Origin of the sequence: Pyxidicoccus trucidator (assembly GCF_010894435.1) — a bacterium.
GTDB lineage: Bacteria > Myxococcota > Myxococcia > Myxococcales > Myxococcaceae > Myxococcus > Myxococcus trucidator.
Window position 1 is genome coordinate 521,393 of the sequence record NZ_JAAIXZ010000004.1, and the last position, 19,448, is coordinate 540,840.

A 19,448-nucleotide genomic window follows, 5' to 3' on the forward strand; every position below is an offset into this window, starting at 1 on the left:
CCCGGGAAGGGGAGGCACGGTTCCTGAAGTGCGTCGCTGCCACCTGGATCCAGGGCTCCAGGCGTGGCCGTGGCGGGAGCGTCGCCGGTGGCCGTCGTGCGGAGGCGAACATGGACATGCTGGCCCGTGAGGCCCAAGAAGCGCTGCGCAAGCGCAGCCAGCGACTGCGGGCTCGGGCCCTGGCGTTCGCGGACGAGCTTGCGGCCGAGGCGGGCGCGCTCACCGAGTCGGAGCGGCAGGAACTGAGCGCCATCGATGCGGCACTCGCACGCATCGACGGCGGGGAGTTCGGCAACTGCGCCCGATGTGGTGGGGCCATCGGCCGCCACCGGCTCCGTGCCATCCCCGAGGCGCGTCATTGCCTGACGTGCTCGGCGGCGGAGCGGTGAGCGTGCCGCTGTGGGCGGCCTCGGCGGCGAGACGGTGAAGCGAGGAGCACCTCACGGCCGGCTGAAGGCGTGACCTCACAGGTCTGGGAATGTCACCGGGCTGAGCGTGAGGGTCCGGTCTCCCCCTGCCTCCTGCAGCTCCACGATGTGTGGGCCGTGGGCCTCGGTTCTTTCGGCCTCCGCTTCCACGATGATGCGGACCTCGGGGACCTCCTCCGTCGCAAGCCCGGACTGCCACGTTTGTACGATGCGCAGTCGGCGACCCTCGGGTCCAATGAGGGCCGCGCCTCCTATCGACCAGGGCCGCTCACTTCGAGAGAACGTCATGGTCAACTGCACCGCGACCCTCATTGCCGCACGGAAGCACGTGGTCTCCGCCTGTTGGAGCTCAGCGCTCGTGGCACGAGACAACGGGTGATTGAGTCGACTGACCGCGATGCCATGGCTCTTCATCCATGGAGTCTCGATGGTGCCGGTCAGGCCGACGGGACCGCGCTCCGCTCGCAATCGCGCGTTCTCCTCCCGCAGCCGCTGGAGTTCCTCCGCCATACGGGTGGCCACCAACAAGGCAGGCTCGGAAGAGCGCGGAGCGCGCACGAACTCCACCTGTGCATCAGCCTGACCAGGAACCACCACGAGGAGGAAGTGAGCTTCGGCGAGGGCCGCGCCATCCACGAAACGCACGGTGAGCCGCAGGCGCTCTCCTTCGCGGAGTGTCTCCGAGGGCAGCAGGGCGAGGGTGTCTTCACCCACGGCCACGCGGTGGAAGCGCTCCCGCTTGTCCAGTTCCACCCCGTCGCGTGCCAGAGGCACATCGAACAGCAGGAGGCTGGCGGTACCCGGCCGGATGGAAATCTCCGGAGGGGCACGGAGGGGCTCGGGTGCCAGCTCGATGCGGCGCATCCGCGGTGGCCCGTCAGCGTTGTTGATGGGGGCCTGCGCGGCGGCAGCGGTGCCCACCAGCATGACGAGCAGGAGGTGCGGGACAGAAGGCCGGGCGGACACGAAGGCTCCCCCGCGACTCACTCGAAACGTTCGAAGCGGGTCACCGCCCAGACGTCCACCCGGGAGTAGATGACGGCATTCTGGGCATCACCCCCAGGCTCGCGTGCGGTGCCGCGCAGCCGGGTTTCATCGTCATAGATCTCGAAGCAGACCGGGTATTGCACCCCCTTCATGCGGAGCACCGTGAAGCGGCCGTAGACGCGCTTGCTCCCGATGTAGAGCTGTCCGTCCATCTCCGACCCGTACCTGATGCCTCCTTGGCTCTTCACTGGAGCGGCAATGGCTCGACCCTCGCGAACGGTGAGGTTGATGCCTTTTTCGCCCCGGCTGAGCTCGGTGAGGAGGCTCTCCTCGATGCTGATATCCAGCTTCTTCATCGTCGCCACGGCCCCGGGTGGGCACTCCTCCGCGGGCGGAAGAGGCGGCTCCATCAGCGGCGGCGTGGTGGCGCAGGAGGCCAGTCCCGTACAGACGGCAGCCGCTGCGGCGCGAGTCATGCTTCCGGCGGAGCGGACGCGGGACGTCTGGGGCTGCTTCGCCGAGGGCGGGAGCCCGGAGGCAAGGTCGGTCTTCTTCACGGAAGAGGCTTCCTGGGGAGTCGCCACCGACACGGTGACGGCCACGGGGGTGGGCCTCGCCTCTGGCGGGACCGCGGCCGGGGCAGTGTGGGGGGCCTCCACGATGCTGGCCACTTTCTGACCGACTGAGGTGGTTGCCTCATGCCTCACCTGAGCGGTAGTGTGCGGCCATGCTCCCGATGCCAGAGCCCCCAGCGCTCCCAGGCCCGTCACGAGGACGAGGCCCACCGCCGCCACCAGCGCCCGCTGTCGTCGGCGCGGGTGCACCCGGCGCGCGCTGCCCTCCACCACGGCCTTTCCGGGTGAGGCATAGGGGGTGGGCTTGGGTAGCGGACGCAGCACCCCGAGCAGCTCCGCCCACAGGCGCAGCAGCTTCGCCCGCACCACCGAGGGCGGCCGGTGCGTGTGGGTCGGCCACTCCGGACGGCGCGTGCGCTGGCTCCGGGCGGACGCGCCTTCCTCGGCGGCGCGCGGCACGTCATGCCACTCGAAGACCTGCGTCTCCCAGGCTTCGGCCGGGTGCTGGCCCAGGGCCGTCACCAGCGCCTCGTGCAGCTGGGCTCCGGTCTGGAAGCGCTGCTCGGGGTCCTTCTCCAGCAGGCGGAGGATGACGCCGTCGAGCGCGGGCGGCACGCGCGGATTCACCGCCGAGGGCGCCGGAGGCTGCTGCGAGACGATGGCCGCGCACAGCACGTCCGGGGGCCAGTGGGGAGCGAAGGGGTAGTGGCCGGTGACGGCGCGGTACAGGCAGACGCCCAGGGCGTAGAGGTCATCGGTGGGGGCGAAGGCGTAGCGGACATCGATGCGGCGCCAGTGGCGCTGGTGGAAGCGGACGGACTCGGGGCTGCGCAGGTGGAGGGTGCCCGGGGGCAGGGGGCCGGTGGTCAGGGTGGGGGCGCCGGTGTAGTCGCCCGAGCCCAGGTCGATGAGCACCGGGTCGCCCTGTGGGCCGCGCATGAGGATGTGCTCGGGCTTGAGGTCGCGGTGCAGCACGCCCATGGCGTGAAGGGCATCCAGGATGAGGGACATGCGGCGCGCGGTGTCCGCGAACTGCTGGAAGGAGGGGTTGTGGAGGTCGGCCCACAGGTGGAGCGGGGGGCCGGGCACCCAGTCCATGACGAAGTAGAAATGGCCGGTGACGACGTCCGGCCAGCGCCCGCAGGCGTGGACGGCGACGATGTGTGGATGGACGGCCTTGTCCATCAGCAGGGTGAGCTCGCGCATGGAGCGGGGCTCGTAGGGGTGGTGGGACAGCTTGAGCGCGAAGTAGCGGCCCGGGTCATTGAGGGCTTCCACCTTGTAGACGGCGCCGTAGCCGCCGGCCCCGAGCCGCTCGAGGAGGCGCCAGCTGCAGCCCACCACCGTGCCGGGGGGCAGCTTGTCCGGGTTCACCTGGGGGTTGTCCGAGCTCATGGCCTTGGGAGGTCTCCTGAATTTTCCTCAACCTAGCAGGTTGGGCGGTATTGTGGGGACCTGGTGTGTTCTGTCGCAGATGTCCATGGGAGGTTGTCGATGAACGAGACCTGGTACGCGGGTGCCTACTGGCTGGGCCGGAGGGAGTCCGCCGAGTCGTGTGCGCGGCGGGCGGAGACCTTCTTCCGTTCCATGCGGCGGTGTGACCCGTCGTGGTCGACGTGGTGCGAGGCCGCGGAGTCCTTCGAGGCGTCGCGGTTGCTGCCCTTCGAGCCGGATGCGGCGAACCTGACGCGGATGTTCACCCGGCGGGAGAACCAGGAGCCCGGAGACGGGGTGAGCCTGTGGGCGTGGGCGGGCGAGCGCCGGGACGAGGTGACGGGCGTGAGCCTGCGGTGTGGCTCGGCGTCACACCAGACGTCGGCGGTGTGCCTGCTGAAGCCGCCGTCCTACGGGCCGGTGGCGGAGCGGGTGGTGAGCGCCGGGGTGATGAAGGAAGTGCTGAAGTGCATGGCGGTGGCGTGGGAGCCGGAGTGGGCGGTGGCCACGTCGGACAATCATCGGGACATGGTGTCGGGCCGCGCGCGGGCGGGCACCTTCGTGGGGTGGATGATGTATTTCTCTCGTCGACGCGGTGAGGTGCCTCCCCTGCCGAAGCCGGTGAAGGTGGAGCCGGTGGAGGGACTGGGCACGTTGATAGTGCTGACGCCGGACCGCTTCACGGCCGGCAACCCCGAGCACGTGCAGCTGGCCGAGCAGGTCTGCGAGGCCCTGCGGTGCGCGAAGCTGCTGGGCGCGCTGCGGCCGTGGAAGCCCTTCGGCAATCAAGGGCGAGGTGAGTAGCAGTTCGAGGCACTCCGGGCTCGCTGGCTCCCCCGCCAGCAGCCCGTAGGGGCTGACGAGCACCCGAGGGCCCGGCCCCGCCGGTGTCCTCCAGGTGGCGCTTGCCCCGGAGGACACCGGAAAGAAGCCGTGCATGAAGGCGTGTCTATGGGTATAGACAGGCCCACATGTGTCCCATGGTGAAGACAGAAGACCTCATCGACGCCCAGGGAGTGGCCGGGTTGCTGCGCCTGAGCCACACCAACAGCGTCAGCACCTACCTGCGCCGCTACCCGGACATGCCGCGTCCCGTGCTGGACCTGGGCACCGGGCGCCCCCGGCTCTGGCTCCGTCCCCAGGTGGTGCGCTGGATGCGCGCCCGCCAGTCCGAGCAGCTCAGCGTTGGAGGTGAATCATGACCACCGCCGTTCCCCCGCGTACGCCCCCCGCCGTCCTGCCCGGCCCCAATGACACCTGCTGGTGCGGCAGCGGCTCCAAGTACAAGAAGTGCCACCGTGGCGCCGATGCCGTCGAGGCTCGCAAGAAGGGGCCCGACACCGCTCGCAAGGGCGTGCGTCCCGGCCTCATCAGCCCGCGCCGCGACGTGCCCATCCACATTCCCCGCCCGGACTACGCGGCGTCGGGCCGGCCCTCGCGGCGCGCTCCCGCGTCGGAAATCAACACGCCGGACGTCATCGCCCGCATGCGCCGCGCCTGCAAGGCCGCCGCCGAGGTGCTCCAGGAGGTGTCCGCCCACGTACGCCCGGGCGTCACCACCGACGAGCTGGATGCGATTACGCACGAGGCCTACATCAAGCGCGGCGGCTACCCGAGCACGCTGAACTACCACGGCTATCCCAAGTCGCTCTGCACCTCCGTCAACGAGGTTGTCTGCCACGGCATCCCCGACAGCCGCGCGCTGGAGGACGGCGACATCATCAACCTGGACATCACCATCTTCCTGGATGGCGTCCATGGTGACTGCTCGGCCACCTACTTCGTCGGCAACGTGGACGCGGAGAGCCAGCGGCTGGTGAAGGTGACGCGCGAGTGCCTGGACATCGGCATCGCCGCGGTGAAGCCCGGCCGGCCCATCAGCGACATCGGCCGCGCGATTGAGGACCACGCCACGAAGAATGGCATGAGCGTGGTGCGCGCCTACTGCGGCCACGGCATCGGCGAGACGTTCCACACGTCCCTGCAGATTCCCCACTACTTCGAGCCCGAGTCCAACACCCTCATGGAGCCCGGGATGATTTTCACCGTGGAGCCGATGATCAACCTGGGTGGCTGGGGCAGCCGCACCTGGGATGACGGGTGGACCGCCGTCACCGCCGACGGCAGCCGCAGCGCCCAGTTCGAGCACACCCTCCTCGTCACCGAGAAGGGCCCCGAAATCCTCACGGTGCCCTGACGGACACCTCGGGCGCGGGCAGTCGCTGCGTGCGGCTGCCCGCCCGTGCCGTCAAGGCGCGTGGGCCTCGGGCTCTCGGGGCTCCATTGCCCGTGCGAGGCTGGAAGGCCACCGCACGAGGTTGAAGCGCGTGAGCCTCAGGGCCTGCACCACCACGTGTCCGGGGGCCTTCAGCCGCACGGTGTGCCCGGGGCCGAGCACGTAGTCCCGCGAGTCGCCTTCACACGTGAGCCACAGTTGCCCGTCATCGCAGGTGAGCGCCAGGTGCTCGCCGCCATGCGTGTGCATGCCCCACGTGGCACCCCGCTCCAGTAGCACCCGCTCCTCGCTTCCGTTCCGGTGGGCTCCGGGCCTCAGCCACTCCGCCAGCGCCCGCAGCCAGTCGTGAAACGTGAAGGTGAGAGTCGCCGCCATCGCCGTGTCCTCCTGTCCCGCAACATGCGCCCGGCGGGCGGAACAGAACAGATGCAGCGAATGTAGATTGTGACCGGTACAGTTCTGGGTGGAAGAACTGTACCGGTCACTGTGGTGGGCAGGTGTATCTGGGCGGCGGGACGCGGCCCGGTTACCCATGGTGGTTGGGGACGACACCTCCCGGAGGACGCATGGGCGCGCTGGCGCATAGACCGAAGCTGTACGAGCAGGTGGCCGAGCGGCTGGGAGACGCCATCGCCGCGGGCACGCTGCGGCCGGGAGACCGGCTGCCATCGGTGCGGCAGCTCAGCCTCCGCGAGCGCGTGAGCATCTCCACCGTGCTCCAGGCGTACCTGCACCTGGAGGCCGTCGGCGTCATCGAGACGCGCCCACAGTCCGGCCACTACGTGCGCCGCCGCGAGCGCCCGCGCCTCGCCGAGCCCCAGGTGTCGCGCCCCGCCGCCAGCGCCACGCCCGTCACCGTCAGCGCGCTCGTGGCCCGCGTGTACCGTGCCGCGCGTGAGCCGCGCCTGGTGCAGTTGGGCGCCGCGTGGCCGGCTCCGGAGCTGCTGCCCACCCGGCGGCTGTACCGCGAGCTCAACACCCTCACGCGCGAGGCGGGGGACACCGGCATCCTCTACGACATCCCTCCCGGTTGCCTGGAGCTGCGCCAGCAGCTCGCTCGCCGCTCGTTGGACTGGGGCTGCGCGCTGTCCGCGGATGACTTCGTCACCACGTGCGGCGCGTCCGAGGCCATCCACCTGTGCCTGCTCGCCGTGGCCCGCACGGGGGACACCATCGCGATTGAGTCCCCCGCGTACTACGGCACGCTGCAGGCGATTGAGTCGCTCGGGCTGCGCGCGCTGGAGATTCCGAGCAGCCCCCGCCACGGCCTGGAGCTGGACGCGCTGCAAGCGGCGCTGGAGCGGCGGCGCGTGGCCGCGGTGCTGGTGGTGCCCAGCTTCAGCAACCCGGTCGGCAGCTGCATGCCCGAGGAGAACCGGAAGCGGCTGGTGTCCATGCTCGCCGAGCGTGACGTGCCGCTCATCGAGGACGACATCTACGGCGACCTGCACTTCGGCCCGGAGCGCCCGCGCACGTGCAAGGCCTTCGACACCACGGGCAACGTGCTGCTGTGCGGCTCGTTCTCCAAGACGCTCGCCCCCGGCTTCCGCGTGGGCTACGTGGCCCCGGGCCGCTTCCGCGAGCGCGTGGAGTTGCTCAAGTTCGCCCACACCGTGGCCACTCCCACGCTGCCCCAGCTCGCGATTGCGCGCTTCCTCCAGGAGGGCGGCTACGACAGGCACCTGCGCACCCTACGCCGCCGGCTCGCCGCCCAGGTGGAGCGCATGGCCGAGGCCGTCGCCGAGCACTTCCCCGAGGGTACGCGCGTGGCCCGCCCGTCGGGCAGCTCGCTGCTCTGGGTGGAGCTGCCTCCGCGCGTGGACGCGCTGGAGCTGCACGCGAAGGCGCTGGAGGCGGGCGTCAGCATCGCCCCCGGGCCCATCTTCTCCGCGCGGCCGGACTCGTACCGCCACTTCATCCGCCTGAGCTGCGGCCAGCCGTGGACGCCCCGCATCGAGGGCGCCATGGCTACGCTGGGCAGCCTCGCGCGCAACGTCGCGTGAGGGCGCCGGCCGTGCTCACCGCGGCCGCATCCTGATGGACGCCAGCCGGTCGTCCGGCGCGAGCCCCACGGCGAACTGATACGTCTTCGTCCCGAACGTCACCAGGTACGTGTACTGGCGGTCATCGCCCAGCGTGCTCCGCTCGACCAGCACCAGCCGTCCCGTGGGCCCCAGCTCGCGCAGGTGCTCCTGGTACAGCTTCGCGATGCCCGGAAAGAACCCGGCGCGAACGTACGCGAAGTCGGCCGGCGCGAGCGTCCCTTCCCGTGCCTTCTCCAGCAGCGCCGCGACTCGCGCGGTGACCTGGGGCTCGCGGTCTTCGATGGGGGTGAGCGTCGGCGGGGCCAGCGCGGGGTGGATGATGGCCGCCAGGCCCTCCGCGAAGCGCGAGGGGTTCGCGGCCGAGGAGTTGGTCAGCACGATGAGGGAGAGGCCTTCGCCCAGGTAGCGGCCGAAGTAGGACGTGAAGCCCTGCCAGGCGCCGCCGTGCTGGTGCAGCGGCTTCCCGGCCCGCTCCAGGAGCTGCCAGCCAAAGCCATACGGATAGGTGGCGCCGCTGGTGAGCGGCGCGGGAGTGAGAATCTCCCGCCAGCTCTCCGGGGTGAGGATGGCTCGCGCCTGGACGGCCGCGTCCCACGCCAGCATGTCCCGCACGGACACATACATGGAGCCGTCCCCCGTGGTGTTGAGCGAGGGAGACACCCACTCCTGGTTCTTCAACGTCCCCTTGTCCATGCGGTAGCCGTCCGCGCGGTGCGGGATGATGTCCGCCTCGCTGATGATTCGCGCCGTCGTCATGCCGGCGGGCTTGAAGACCTTGTCGCGCAGCACGTCGCCGTAGAACGTGCCGGAGACGCGGTTCACGATGATGCCCAGCAGGACATAGCCGGTGTTGCTGTAGGACCAGCGCGAGCCGGGGGCGAACTCGAGCGTCAGCGTGTAGGCGAAGCGCGCGAGCTCCTCGTCGGTGTAGTCCTTCCGGTAGTCGAGCGTGCCCTCCAGGTCCGGAAGGCCCGCGGTGTGGTTCAGCAGGTGGCGCACGGTGATGCCGCCCCACGACGCAGGGGCCCCGGGGAAGAACTTCGTCAGCGGGTCCGCCAGCGCGAGCTTGCCCGCCTCCACCTGAAGCATCACCGCCATCGCGGTGAACTGCTTACCGACGGAGCCCGCCTGGAAGAGCGTCTCAGGCTTGACGGGGACCTGATGCTCCAGGTTCGCGAAGCCATACCCCTTCGCCAGGAGGACCTTGCCGTTCTTCACGATGCCGATGCCGACGCCGGGCACCTTCTGGCGCTCCAGCTCCTCCCGGACGAACGCGTCGATGCGCTTGCTGACCGGGGCCGGTGCGGCGGCGGCGCGGCTCGCTGAGAAGCCCAGCAGGAGGACAGACAGCATGGCGAGACGGCGGACAAGGCAACACACGTGGAGGGCTCCTTCAGGGCGGCTCGACCTGTACCGCTGGCACGGGACATACCGCGCCTCTCGGTGACGGGGCTACGTCCCGCGGGACGGGATGCGGCCAGCGGACCTGGACGGGCAGGGTGTCGTGTGCCGCGTTGCGTGAGGAGGGTTCAGCGGGCGAAGAGCAGCCCCGCGCCCTCGCGGGCCGCGCGGTCCACCGCGTGCGTCACCGCGTCCAGGGCGACGGCCGGGTTGCCCCGGCTCGCGAGGGACAGCCCGCGCTGGAGCATGGAGGTGAAGCGCGCCAGCCCGCGCACCGGCTTGTAGTCCGGCGCCCCGCCCAGGTGCTCGCGCAGGTCATCGCGCACCTGCTTCACCTCGGTGCCGGTCCAGTACCCCAGCGAGGGAACCTGGCGCCGCAGGCCGATGCCCTGGCCCACCTCCATTCCCGGGGCACGTCCCCACACCAGGTGTCTCCAGAGCTGGCGCGTCCGCTCGGGACAGGCCGAGCCGATGATGGCCTCCGCCGCCTGGAGGTCCCGGTCATCTGGCTTCCGGTCCGTGGCCAGCACCAGCTCGCCCTCCGGCCCGTCCTCGCCCCGGGTGAAGAAGTCGGAGAGCTCGTCGAGCAGGTCCACCACCGAGTCCTGGAGACCGGCCGGTGGCTCCCGCAGCGCCGTCGCGCCCCGCTGGAGGAGGTGGTCCACCAGCGTCACGGTGGCCTGGAGGTCTTCCTCCAGCTCCTGCTCGCTCGTGGGTGCCCCGTCTCCGTCCTTCGTCCACTCGTGGATGAACCAGGCGCGGAAGGTCGTGAGCCGCTCCGGGGTCAGCACGCCGGTGAGGCCCTCGGGAGGGGTGAGGAGGAACGAGACGTCCATGGCCTCGTTCTACCTCGGGACGCGGGGCCCGGGGGGAACCCGGGCGCGGGTCCGCTCAGCCGCGCCGGGTGGCCTGGGGCACGTCGATGTGCAGCTCGACACGTCGGTTGGCGCTGCGGCCATCCTCGGAGGTGTTGGGCGCCACGGGCTCCGTCTCTCCCTGGCCCAGCACCACCATCTGCCGCTCCTCCACGCCGCGCCCCTTCAGTACGCGCGCCACCGCGTCCGCGCGCCGCATGGACAGGGACTCGTTGTAGGGCTCCGTGCCCCGGCTGTCCGTGTGGCCTTCGATGGTGAGGCGGTCATCCGGGTACTTCGCGAGGATGTCGCCAATCTGCGTCAGCTGGGCCACCGCGCCGTCGGTGAGCACCGCGCTGTCCGTCTCGAAGAGCAGCTCGCTCTGGAGGTTGAGCAGCAGGCCGTGCTCCGTCTTCCGCGTCTCCGCGACCTTCTCCAGCTCCTGCGCGCGCTTGTCGAGGTAGTTGCCCACGCCGCCGCCCACCGCTGCTCCCGCCGCCGCGCCCACCGCCGCACCCTTCCAGCCGCCGGCAATCGCGCCCGCGCCCGCGCCCACGATTCCGCCCGCCGCCGCTCCCGTCGCCGTCCGCTTCCCGGGCGTGGCGCAGCCACCCGCGCCGAGCATCGCCGCGGAGAGGAGCACCGCCGCCGCCTTGTTCCGAACCGTCGCGTTCTTTCGAGTCGTCACGTGAAGCCTCCTTGTCACTGGCTTGGAAGGCTCAGCGCGGGGGAGATTCATGCGACGATTTTCGGACGCCGGACGGCTGCCTGCTGTCCAGGTATCGCTCGCTCTGCCGCTCGTGGGGCGACCGGCCAGACTCCCAGGTCTCCGGGACGAAGGGCACTATACGGGCTGGGAGCGCTTCGCAGCGCGCGGAGGCGCCTGGGAAAACCGGACAAGGGCCCATGCATAGCAGACAAGCAGCGCGACCATCGCGACGGACGAGATGATGAGCATCACCTCATGCCTCAGCCCCGAGCTGTGGAAGGCGCCCGACATGGAGAGGCCCGCCGCACCAAAGGTCGGGACGATGCCAACCGTCAGCACGATGCCCCAGACCCGCACGGCAGTGGGGCCTCGCACCCACACCCCGGCGAGGAAGGAGACGACGGCCCACAGGAAGACGGGCGGCAGGAACATCAGCATCACGAGCTCGCACATATCGTTGGCGTTGGCCCACGCGGGGGCGGAGACCAGGAGCACGGAGACGCCCATCGCCTGCTTCACGTCGCGCATCGACAACCCCTCATCCGGCAGACGTTGTGTCGTCAGGTCCGAGGGCCACCTTACACGCGGAAGGGGGGCTCAATCAGCACGGGCGGCGTGGCCTTCGGGTCATCCGGGTCGAAGGCGGGCGCGTAGGGGCCGGCGTTCGTCTCCTTCCACTTGCGCGGCACGCGCTCGACGCCCACCGGGTACACCCTGAGGTGCCCGTCCTCGTTGATGTGCAGGCGCAGGAAGTTCTTCCAGTCCGGCAGCGCCAGCGAGATGAACGCTTCGTTGGAGTGGGCTCCGAAGAAGTTCACGCTCAGCCACAGGTACAGGCCCATGACGAACGGGCCCACCATGAAGCCGCCCAGGAAGGTGAAGCCCGAGGACAGGAGGAACTTGCCCGCCAGGTGCCACCAGCCCGCCGTGCAGTTCAGCCCGTCCGGCGTCAGGTCCGGACAGACGCCCAGCCCGGTGACGGTGAAGTACGTCGCGGCCCACGCCGTGAAGAAGGCGCCGAAGATGTGGCCCAGCCCATGGAGCGTCCCCGCCAGCGTCCGCCACTTCCCGAACTGGGAGTCCGCCAGGGCGATGAGCCCGCTGATGGTGCCCAGCCCCAGCACCAGCGTCCAGGGCCGGCTCACCATGCTGTTGCCCACCGCCAGGACGACCTGGGGTAGCTGCGACAGCCCCAGCGAGCCCACCTCCGCGTAGGCCGCGAGCGCGAGCATCAGATAGAGCGCTCCGGTCATCAGCCCGAAGAGCGGGCTGTGGCGGATGAGCATCAGATTCTTTCGCGCCAGCTTCCGCGACGTCTTCTCGTCCGGGAAGCTCTTCTGCAGACGGTAGCCGTCACGCAGCACGTGCGCCGCCGGCGCGTGCGTGGGGTGGAGGAAGGCGCCGCCTCCGCCCGCCGTGATTTTCTGCCGGCCCGCGGCGTCCTCGTGCCGGCGGTAGTGGTGCAGGTCTCCCGCGAGGAAGACGCTGATGCGGCGGCCCAGCACCTTCTCCTGGAGGTACTCCAGGTTGTTCTCCAGGTAGCTGCCCTTGCGCCTCGAGGCCGCCGCGAGAATCCACGCGGGCTCCGCGTTGCAGAGGATGACGCGGTCGTCCGGCCCCATGTGCTGGGCCACCTCGCGGAAGTACTCCACCTGGGGCACGTCGATGTCGCTGTTGAGCTGCACGTCCGTGCCGATGAGCCACCAGCGGTGCGGCAGCTTCAGCGCGAAGTAGCTGCGGCTCTGCCGCGTGCGCCGGCCCGCAATCCACCGGTTCGCGCAGAACAGCCGCATGAAGGCCGAGAGCCCGTCGTACCAGTCATGGTTGCCCGGGATGACGAACAGGTCCGGGTTGGGCGCCTGGGTGCGGCGCATGGCCGCCTCGTAGGGCTGCACCAGCCGCTCCTCGTACGCCTCGCGGCTGGCTCCCGGGTACACGCCGTCCCCGCCGCACACGAGCACCCGCCCACGCTTCGTCTCGTACGGCTCGCCCCGCGCGACGCCGCGCACGGGCAGCGTCAGCCGGGGCAGCGCGAGCAGCCGGGCGATGCTGTACGTGGAGTTCCAGCCGTCGCCGGTGTCCGCCACGTAGTCCAGCCAGAAGTCGCCCTCGGGCAGCGCCTCCTGCGAGTAGTCGAAGAAGGGCGCCTGCGGTCGCACCACCGCCTCGATGAGCCGGTGGTCCGCCCGCGCGCCGAACACCGCCGCCACCAGCGCGTCCAGACCCGTGCGGAGCAGCTGCGCCGGATGCAGCCAGCGCACCATGTCCGCGCGACGACGGGGATGCGTCGCCATGCCGCTGTCGGAGATGGGCAACCCCTCACGCGGAGACACCAGGTGCGGGCGCTCGCCCGTTGCAGGCGCTGCTGGCGTCTGCCCGGTGGACTCGCCCTCGCGCGCGGCCGTTGCGTTCCGCTCACCTGCCATGTGGCGCGTTCTCCCGGGGGCCCTGCGTGAAGCGCATCTCGGGGCCGGGGCCGGCGTACACCTGCACCGCCTTCAGCGCCGTGTCCTTCGACACCACGCGCGCCGAGTGCTTCACGCCCGCGGGGATGTAGACCGCGTCCCCCTTGCCGGCGCGCAGCGTCTCTCCGGCGACGACCATCTCCGTCGCGCCTTCCTCGATGTAGAGAATCTCGGCGCTCGTCTCGTGGACGTGCTCGGGCACCTCGGCGCCGGGCTGGAGCTCCAGCAGCGTCACCGACGCGGCGGTGGCGCCCGTCGTCGGATTGAGGAGCAGCGTCGCGCGGCCCTTGCCTCCCGCGATGATGTGGCGCGGGGCCTCGGCCGTGGGGACCACGATGCGTACGGGCTTCGCGGCGGAGGGCGCAGGGGGCGCCGTCGCGCCGGGCTTCGCGGACGGAGGGACTGGCTGAGCTGCCGCGGCGGGCTTCGCGGAAGCAGGAGCGGCCTGGGGCGCCGGCTCGCGGGCCCAGGACAGCGCGGCGGCGCCGGTGACCGCGAGCACGGGAATCAGGAGGCGTGAGCGCATGACCCCCATGCATTACCACGCCCGTGGCCCTTGTCTGGAGGGCAGGCAGGCGCGGTTCGTCGTTCCCTGACCGCCCTGCCTGGGGCACCCTGGCCGTCATGTCGGACTCCCCCCTCAAGGACTTCCCCGTCGTCATCCCCTTCACGCTCCACTGGAGCGAGATGGATGCCTTCGGCCACGCCAACAACGCCCGGACCTTCACCTGGTTCGAGTCCTCCCGCATCGCCTACTTCGCCCGGGTCGGCCTGACGGGTCCGTCCGGGGCGGGCGAGGACCGGACGCCGGGCGGCATCGGCCCCATCCTCGCGGCCACCAACGCCGAGTACCTCCGCCCCGTCGTCTACCCAGCACGTCTCGTGGCCGGCACCCGCGTCACCCGCATCGGCAACTCGTCCATCTCCATCGAGCACGCCGTGGCCGGCGAGGACGACGGCCTCGTCTACACCCGGGGTGGCTGCACCATCGTCACCCTGCGCTACGCCACCAGCGAGAAGGTCCCCGTCCCGGCCCACGTCCGCGCCGCCATCGAGGCGCTCGAAGGGCGCTCCTTCACCCCGTGAGCCACGGTCCGGTGTGGGACGGACGCGCGCTCGCGGAAGGTGCGCGCCCGGCGAGGAGTGCTAGGACAGGCCGCACATGAGTGACCCCGTGCTGGGTTTCTACGAGGGACTGGCGGAGGAGTACCACCTGCTCTTCGCCAACTGGGCGCAGACGGTGGAGCGGCAGGGCGCCGCACTGGATGCCCTGCTGCGCCGCTGTGGCGCACCCCCGCCCCGGCGCGTGCTCGACTGCGCGTGTGGCATCGGCACCCAGGCGCTGGGCCTGGCCGCGCGCGGCTACGTCGTCCATGCCACGGACTTGAGCCCCGCCGCCGTCGCCCGCACCGAGCGCGAGGCCCGGGCCATGAACGTCACCCTCACCACGGGCGTGGCGGACATGCGCGAGCTGGACACGCAGGTGAACGGCACCTTCCCCGTGGTGCTCGCCTTCGACAACGCCGTGCCACATCTGTTGACGGACGAGGACCTGGACTCGGCCGCGTGCGCCATGGCGTCGAAGCTGGCACCTGGCGGCCTGCTGGCGCTGAGCATCCGCGACTACGACACGCTGGTGACCGAGCAGCCCCGCTTCACGTCGGAGCGCGTGCTCGATGCTCCCGAGGGCCGCCGCATCCTCTTCCAGCTCTGGGACTGGTCCGCCGACGGGCGCACGTACACGGTGCACCAGTTCATCCTGCGCCCCGAGGGAAGCGGGTGGCAGACCACCGAGCACACCGGCGTGTACCGCGCGCTCCAGCGTGTGGAGCTGGAGCGGGCGCTCACGCGGGCCGGCCTCATGGACACGCGGTGGTACTCGCCCGAGGAGACGGGCTTCTACCAGCCCATCCTCACCGCCCGGAGGCCGTGACGCGCCGGGCCCTCGGCTTGCTGGCGCTCTCGCGGGGCTTGTGCCGGGCACGCGCCTCGAGGATGCGGGGCATGCTCTCCTCGAGCCAGTCGACGAGCACCTCGACATGGCCGGCGACCTCGCGGCCCAGGGGCGTGAGGCTGTAGTCCACGTGCGGGGGAATCACCGGGTGGACCTCGCGCAGCACGAAGCCGTCCTCCTCCAGCGCATGCAGCGTCTGGGCGAGCATCTTCTCGCTCACCCCCGCCACCTGGCGCCGCAGCTCGCTGAAGCGGTGCGTGCCGTCCATCAGCGCGACGAGCACCAGCACTCCCCAGCGGCTCGTGACGTGGTCCAGGACGCCCCGGGAAGGGCAGTTGGGCGCGTACACGTCGCCTCGCTCCTCTGCCCACTTCACCATCAGCTTGCGCAGGCGCTTGGGCTGCTTCGTCTCGCTCATGTTAGTAGCTTACCCAAAGGTAGGTACTTACTGAAAGTTAGTGACGCCGTTAGGTTGCTCCTCGCGTCTCAACGAAACCTTCACGCCAGGAGCCCCCCATGATTCTCGTCACCGCAGCCACCGGAAAGCTTGGCCGTCTCGTCGCCGAGGAGCTGCTCAAGAAGGTCCCCGCCCGCCAGGTCGTCGTGGGAGTGCGCAGCCCGGAGAAGGCCAGCGAGCTCGCCGCGCGCGGCGTCCAGGTCCGCAAGCTGGACTACAGCCAGCCGGAGACGCTCGGACCGGCGCTCGCGGGAGTGGAGAAGGTGCTGCTCATCTCCTCCAATGAGGTGGGGCAGCGCGCCGTGCAGCACCAGGCCGTGGTGGACGCGGCGAAGAAGGCTGGAGTCCGCCTGCTGGCGTACACGAGCATCCTGCATGGGGACCGCTCGCGCCTGGCCCTGGCCGGAGAGCACAAGGCCACCGAGGAGGCCATCCGCGCGTCCGGCCTGCCCTTCGTGCTCCTGCGCAATGGCTGGTACTTCGAGAACTACACGGAGAACCTCGGCCCGGCGCTGACGCACGGGGCGCTGGTGGGCAGCGCGGGCGCGGGCCGCATCGCGGCGGCCACCCGGGCGGACTACGCGGCGGCCGCGGCGGCGGTGCTCGCGGGTGCGGGGCACGAGAACAAGGTGTACGAGCTGGCCGGTGACAGCCCGTTCACCATGTCCGAGCTGGCCGCCGAGGTGTCGCGCGGGGCGGGGAAGGCCATTGCCTACAACGACCTGCCGAGGCAGCAGTACCTGGGCGTGCTCGTGGGCGCCGGTCTGCCAGGGCCCTACGCCGAGATCCTGGTGGACGCCGACGTGGGCGCTTCCCAGGGTGAGCTGGACGACGCGTCCGGCGACCTGCGCCGCCTCATCGGCCGGCCCACGACGCCGCTCGCCGACGCCGTGGCCGTGGCGTTCAAGCGCTGAGGCGCACCGCGCGTCGCCCCTGTGATTCCGAAGGGTTGGGGTGCGCCCTTCCGCTCACGAGGTCGCCTCCCGTGCTTCCGCCATGGGAGGCCCTCAAATATCTTCGAAATGCATGTCGAGAACCCGCCGGCAGCTCCGACCTGCTCATGACCGCGCACTCAATCCAGGGGCGCTGGCACCGAGACGGAGTCGACCATGAAGTACATGCTGATGATGAACACCCCGGAACGTGGGTCGTACCAGGCCTTCAATTGGCCGAGGCAGGACTTCCAGGCGCACGTCGCATTCATGAAGGACTTCATCAAGAAGCTCGGCGCGTCGGGCGAGTTGGTGGCGGCCGAAGGTCTGGCCGGGCCCGACCAGGCGAAGCTCGTGCGCGCCGGGAACGACGGCAAGCCCGTCACCGACGGCGTGTTCCCGGAGGCCAAGGAGTTCCTCGCCGGCTACTGGATTGTCGACGTCGAGAGCCCCGAGCGGGCCTACGCGCTCGCCGCGCAGGCGTCCGCCGCGCCTGGACCCGGCGGCAAGCCGCTCAACATGGCGATTGAAGTGCGGCAGGTGATGAGCGGGCCGCCCCCAGAGCTGCTGTGAGTTCGTCGTCCCTGGATGCCCATGCCGAGCAGTTGCTGCGCGAGCTCGCGCCGCAGGTGCTTGGCGTGGTCGCCCGGCGGTTCCGTGACTTCAGCGCCGCGGAGGACGCGGTGCAGGAGGCGCTGATTGCCGCGGCCATGCAGTGGCCGCGCGACGGCGTGCCCGACGACCCTCGCGCGTGGCTTCTCCAGGCCGCCGCACGGCGCATCACCGACCACGTCCGAGCCGACGCGGCCCGCCGCCGCCGCGAGGAGCTCGTGGTCAGTCTCATTCCTCCCGAGCTGCAGCTCGTCCTCGCCCCCGACAGCGACGAGGCGGCGGGGCGGGATGACGCGCTCGCCCTGCTCTTCATGTGCTGCCACCCGGCGCTCTCGCCGGCCTCCGCCATCGCGCTGACCCTGCGCGCCGTCGGGGGCCTGACGACGGGCGAAATCGCCAAGGCGTTCCTGGTGCCGGAAGCGACGATGGCGCAGCGAATCAGCCGGGCCAAGCAGAGCATCAAGGCCTCCGGCATGCCGTTCCAGCTGCCCACGGCTGAGGAGCGGACGCAGCGGCTCGGCGCCGTGATGCACGTGCTCTACCTCATCTTCAACGAGGGCTACACGACGAGCTCCGGCCCCGAATTGCAGCGCAGGGACTTGTCGAGGGAGGCGATTCGCCTGACGCGGATGCTCCACACCCTTGTTCCGGAGGACGGCGAGGTGGCGGGGTTGCTCGCGCTGATGCTGCTGACCGATGCGCGGCGCGCGGCGCGGGCCGGGCCGGCGGGCGAGCTGATTCCGCTGAACGAGCAGGACCGACGCCTGTGGGATTCGGCCGCCATCGCCGAGGGCATCGCGCTCGTCAGCGCGACGCTGTCGAAGGGTTCCATTGGCGAGTATCAGGTGCAGGCCGCGATTGCCGCCGTGCATGACGAGGCGGCGCGCGTCGAGGACACGGACTGGCCGCAGATTCTGGCGCTGTACGAAGTGTTGCTGCGGATGTCCGACAATCCGATGGTGGCGCTCAGCCATGCGATTGCCACGGCCATGGTGCAGGGCCCGGCGGCGGGGCTGGAGCTGCTGAAGGCGCTTGATGCCGACGGGCGATTGGCGGGGAGCCATCGCCTCGATGCCGTCCGCGCGCACCTGCTGGAGCGGGCGGGCGAGCATGAGGCGGCCATCGAGCACTACAGAAGAGCCGCTGGCCGCACGACGAGCATTCCGGAGCGGAACTACCTGATGACACAGGCGGCACGGCTGAGCGACGCGCGGGAGTAGACGGGCGCGGCGCCTACCCTGGGCGAGCCGACCAGCCCTCCGGCGTGTCGTGATCTGGATGTTGATACGAAATCGGCTGACGCCGGCCGGCTGCGGCCACGGACGCCTCGGTGCTCCGGGCTGGCAGGTCGGGCACCCCGTCCACCCAGGAGAGATAGCTCTCCGTGCCGGTCGCGGAGACTGGCTCCGCCTTGCCGGGCGCATCCAGGCTGCCCACCATCAGCTCGAGGCCACCGTCTTCCAGATCCGCGAAGGCGAGCGGAGTTCCGCACGCCGAGCAGAACCAGCGCTCTGCAATATCGGAGCTGCGGAAGCGAGCCGGCGCGCCACGGGTCCAGGTCACCGCGGGGCCGGCCACCGCCGCCAGCACGGCGAAGGGCCCTCCTCCCGCCTTCTGGCACATGCGACAGTGGCAGACGGTGACATGTGGCTTCGCGTCGATTCTGTAGCGCACGGCGCCGCACTGGCATCCGCCGGTCCATCCGCTCATGTCCGCTTCCGGAGAGGGGTCCGTCATCTCGGGGGTATTGCTTCTCGTGCGGTCGAATCGCAAGCGACGCCCAGGCAGGAGCCCGGGCACCGTTCCGCTTCCCGACACCCGGACTGACGGGCACCCCCGGCGGCCGTGATGAAACGATGATGAATCGACGAGCGTGGCGTGAGGCAGGGGCGGAACGACTCGGTGAGCATGGACCTGCTCCGATGACGGGAGCCCCGCTGGAGGAAACCCATGCTCCGTACCGTCCTGCCGTGTGTCCTTCTGCTGCTCTCCTCGTCCGCCTGGGGGTACGACGGGCACGGCGTCCTCATGGGGACGACGCTTGGCCTGGAAGGGGAGACGGGACAGCCCCTGAAGGTATTGCCGGGCGTCACCGTGTCCGTCACCTCGCCCCGCCTGATGGGGGAGCGCATCGTGGAGTCCGACGAGAACGGCTTCTATCGACTCGCGCAGCTGCCTCCCGGCGTCTACAGGGTCATCTACGAGCGTGAGGGCTACAATCCCATCTTCATCCATGACGTCGTGGTACGGCTGAACCACACGCTGCGGATGAACATGGGCCTGGTGCTGCACGAGGATGCAAGGTGCGGGTTCTACGGCAGCTATTACCTGAGCGCTCCGTCCGGGTGGTGAGCAGGGT

22 protein-coding genes are annotated in these 19,448 nt (G+C 70.4%); 11 read left to right on the top strand and 11 right to left on the bottom strand.

Going from position 1 to position 19,448, the window contains the following annotated elements; genetic code table 11:
- Positions 1-110: 110 nt before the first annotated feature.
- Positions 111-389, top strand: coding sequence for a TraR/DksA family transcriptional regulator (locus G4D85_RS15405; protein ID WP_164012527.1), 279 nt, complete (start codon positions 111-113; stop codon positions 387-389).
- Positions 390-464: 75 nt separating this feature from the next.
- On the opposite strand, the gene G4D85_RS15410 is transcribed toward G4D85_RS15405, so the two are convergent.
- On the bottom strand, positions 465-1,394 hold the full coding sequence (locus G4D85_RS15410) for a DUF2381 family protein (RefSeq protein ID WP_164012529.1): 930 nt from the start codon (positions 1,392-1,394) through the stop codon (positions 465-467).
- 17 nt (positions 1,395-1,411) lie between these two features.
- The gene (locus tag G4D85_RS15415; RefSeq protein ID WP_164012531.1) at positions 1,412-3,385 is read right to left on the bottom strand and encodes a serine/threonine protein kinase; all 1,974 of its coding nucleotides are present in this window, start codon (positions 3,383-3,385) and stop codon (positions 1,412-1,414) included.
- A gap of 99 nt (positions 3,386-3,484) precedes the next feature.
- On the opposite strand from G4D85_RS15415, the gene G4D85_RS15420 reads away from it, so the two are divergent.
- The 3 genes from G4D85_RS15420 to map all read left to right on the top strand — a co-directional run bounded on the left by G4D85_RS15420 (position 3,485) and on the right by map (position 5,621).
- A complete protein-coding gene (locus G4D85_RS15420) occupies positions 3,485-4,228 on the top strand; it encodes an immunity 52 family protein (protein ID WP_164012533.1) in 744 nt (247 codons plus the stop codon).
- A gap of 176 nt (positions 4,229-4,404) precedes the next feature.
- Complete coding sequence (locus tag G4D85_RS15425) at positions 4,405-4,626, top strand: hypothetical protein (protein WP_164012535.1); 222 nt, start codon at positions 4,405-4,407, stop codon at positions 4,624-4,626.
- Positions 4,623-5,621 (top strand): type I methionyl aminopeptidase, encoded by a 999-nt coding sequence (map, locus tag G4D85_RS15430; RefSeq protein WP_164012537.1) that lies wholly within the window; start codon positions 4,623-4,625, stop codon positions 5,619-5,621. Before G4D85_RS15425 ends, map begins: the two co-directional genes overlap by 4 nt.
- Positions 5,622-5,672: 51 nt before the next feature.
- On the opposite strand, the gene G4D85_RS15435 is transcribed toward map, so the two are convergent.
- A complete protein-coding gene (locus G4D85_RS15435; RefSeq protein WP_164012539.1) occupies positions 5,673-6,035 on the bottom strand; it encodes a DUF2917 domain-containing protein in 363 nt (120 codons plus the stop codon).
- A 191-nt stretch (positions 6,036-6,226) separates the two neighbouring features.
- On the opposite strand from G4D85_RS15435, the gene G4D85_RS15440 reads away from it, so the two are divergent.
- Positions 6,227-7,663 carry an aminotransferase-like domain-containing protein gene (locus tag G4D85_RS15440; protein ID WP_164012542.1) on the top strand — a complete coding sequence of 479 codons (1,437 nt, stop codon included), beginning with the start codon at positions 6,227-6,229 and terminating at the stop codon, positions 7,661-7,663.
- 15 nt (positions 7,664-7,678) lie between these two features.
- Here the strand turns inward: G4D85_RS15440 and G4D85_RS15445 are convergent, their stop codons facing one another.
- The 6 genes from G4D85_RS15445 to G4D85_RS15470 form a co-directional block, all read right to left on the bottom strand.
- Complete coding sequence (locus G4D85_RS15445; RefSeq protein ID WP_240359289.1) at positions 7,679-9,058, bottom strand: serine hydrolase domain-containing protein; 1,380 nt, start codon at positions 9,056-9,058, stop codon at positions 7,679-7,681.
- A 176-nt stretch (positions 9,059-9,234) separates the two neighbouring features.
- Positions 9,235-9,942, bottom strand: coding sequence for a hypothetical protein (locus tag G4D85_RS15450; protein ID WP_164012546.1), 708 nt, complete (start codon positions 9,940-9,942; stop codon positions 9,235-9,237).
- A 55-nt stretch (positions 9,943-9,997) separates the two neighbouring features.
- Positions 9,998-10,648 (bottom strand): YiaD family glycine zipper/OmpA-like lipoprotein, encoded by a 651-nt coding sequence (locus G4D85_RS15455; protein WP_240359290.1) that lies wholly within the window; start codon positions 10,646-10,648, stop codon positions 9,998-10,000.
- A 156-nt stretch (positions 10,649-10,804) separates the two neighbouring features.
- Positions 10,805-11,197, bottom strand: a complete 393-nt coding sequence (locus tag G4D85_RS15460; RefSeq protein WP_164012551.1) for a hypothetical protein — start codon at positions 11,195-11,197, stop codon at positions 10,805-10,807.
- Between the two features lie 50 nt (positions 11,198-11,247).
- On the bottom strand, positions 11,248-12,963 hold the full coding sequence (locus tag G4D85_RS15465) for a metallophosphoesterase (RefSeq protein ID WP_240359306.1): 1,716 nt from the start codon (positions 12,961-12,963) through the stop codon (positions 11,248-11,250).
- A 121-nt stretch (positions 12,964-13,084) separates the two neighbouring features.
- Entirely contained in the window at positions 13,085-13,660 is a 576-nt protein-coding gene (locus G4D85_RS15470) for a cupin domain-containing protein (protein WP_164012552.1), read from the bottom strand.
- Between the two features lie 98 nt (positions 13,661-13,758).
- On the opposite strand from G4D85_RS15470, the gene G4D85_RS15475 reads away from it, so the two are divergent.
- Together G4D85_RS15475 and G4D85_RS15480 are read left to right on the top strand one after the other, a co-directional pair.
- On the top strand, positions 13,759-14,220 hold the full coding sequence (locus G4D85_RS15475) for an acyl-CoA thioesterase (protein WP_164012554.1): 462 nt from the start codon (positions 13,759-13,761) through the stop codon (positions 14,218-14,220).
- A 76-nt stretch (positions 14,221-14,296) separates the two neighbouring features.
- Entirely contained in the window at positions 14,297-15,067 is a 771-nt protein-coding gene (locus G4D85_RS15480) for a class I SAM-dependent methyltransferase (protein ID WP_164012557.1), read from the top strand.
- Here the strand turns inward: G4D85_RS15480 and G4D85_RS15485 are convergent.
- Positions 15,048-15,506, bottom strand: coding sequence for a winged helix-turn-helix transcriptional regulator (locus G4D85_RS15485; protein WP_164012559.1), 459 nt, complete (start codon positions 15,504-15,506; stop codon positions 15,048-15,050). The two genes, G4D85_RS15480 and G4D85_RS15485, sit on opposite strands and share 20 nt — an antisense overlap.
- Positions 15,507-15,604: 98 nt before the next feature.
- Between G4D85_RS15485 and G4D85_RS15490 the strand changes: the two genes are divergently transcribed.
- The 3 genes from G4D85_RS15490 (at position 15,605) to G4D85_RS15500 (ending at position 18,309) form a co-directional block, all read left to right on the top strand.
- On the top strand, positions 15,605-16,459 hold the full coding sequence (locus G4D85_RS15490; protein WP_164012561.1) for an SDR family oxidoreductase: 855 nt from the start codon (positions 15,605-15,607) through the stop codon (positions 16,457-16,459).
- Between the two features lie 195 nt (positions 16,460-16,654).
- Complete coding sequence (locus tag G4D85_RS15495; RefSeq protein WP_164012562.1) at positions 16,655-17,050, top strand: YciI family protein; 396 nt, start codon at positions 16,655-16,657, stop codon at positions 17,048-17,050.
- Positions 17,047-18,309 carry an RNA polymerase sigma factor gene (locus tag G4D85_RS15500; protein ID WP_164012565.1) on the top strand — a complete coding sequence of 421 codons (1,263 nt, stop codon included), beginning with the start codon at positions 17,047-17,049 and terminating at the stop codon, positions 18,307-18,309. The genes G4D85_RS15495 and G4D85_RS15500 overlap by 4 nt, the downstream gene beginning before the upstream one ends.
- 13 nt (positions 18,310-18,322) lie before the next feature.
- Here G4D85_RS15500 and G4D85_RS15505 read toward each other — a convergent pair whose 3' ends face one another.
- On the bottom strand, positions 18,323-18,799 hold the full coding sequence (locus G4D85_RS15505; RefSeq protein WP_164012567.1) for a GFA family protein: 477 nt from the start codon (positions 18,797-18,799) through the stop codon (positions 18,323-18,325).
- A gap of 240 nt (positions 18,800-19,039) precedes the next feature.
- Here G4D85_RS15505 and G4D85_RS15510 point away from each other — a divergent pair, with 240 nt between their 5' ends.
- Entirely contained in the window at positions 19,040-19,441 is a 402-nt protein-coding gene (locus tag G4D85_RS15510) for a carboxypeptidase-like regulatory domain-containing protein (RefSeq protein ID WP_164012569.1), read from the top strand.
- Positions 19,442-19,448 lie beyond the last annotated feature (7 nt).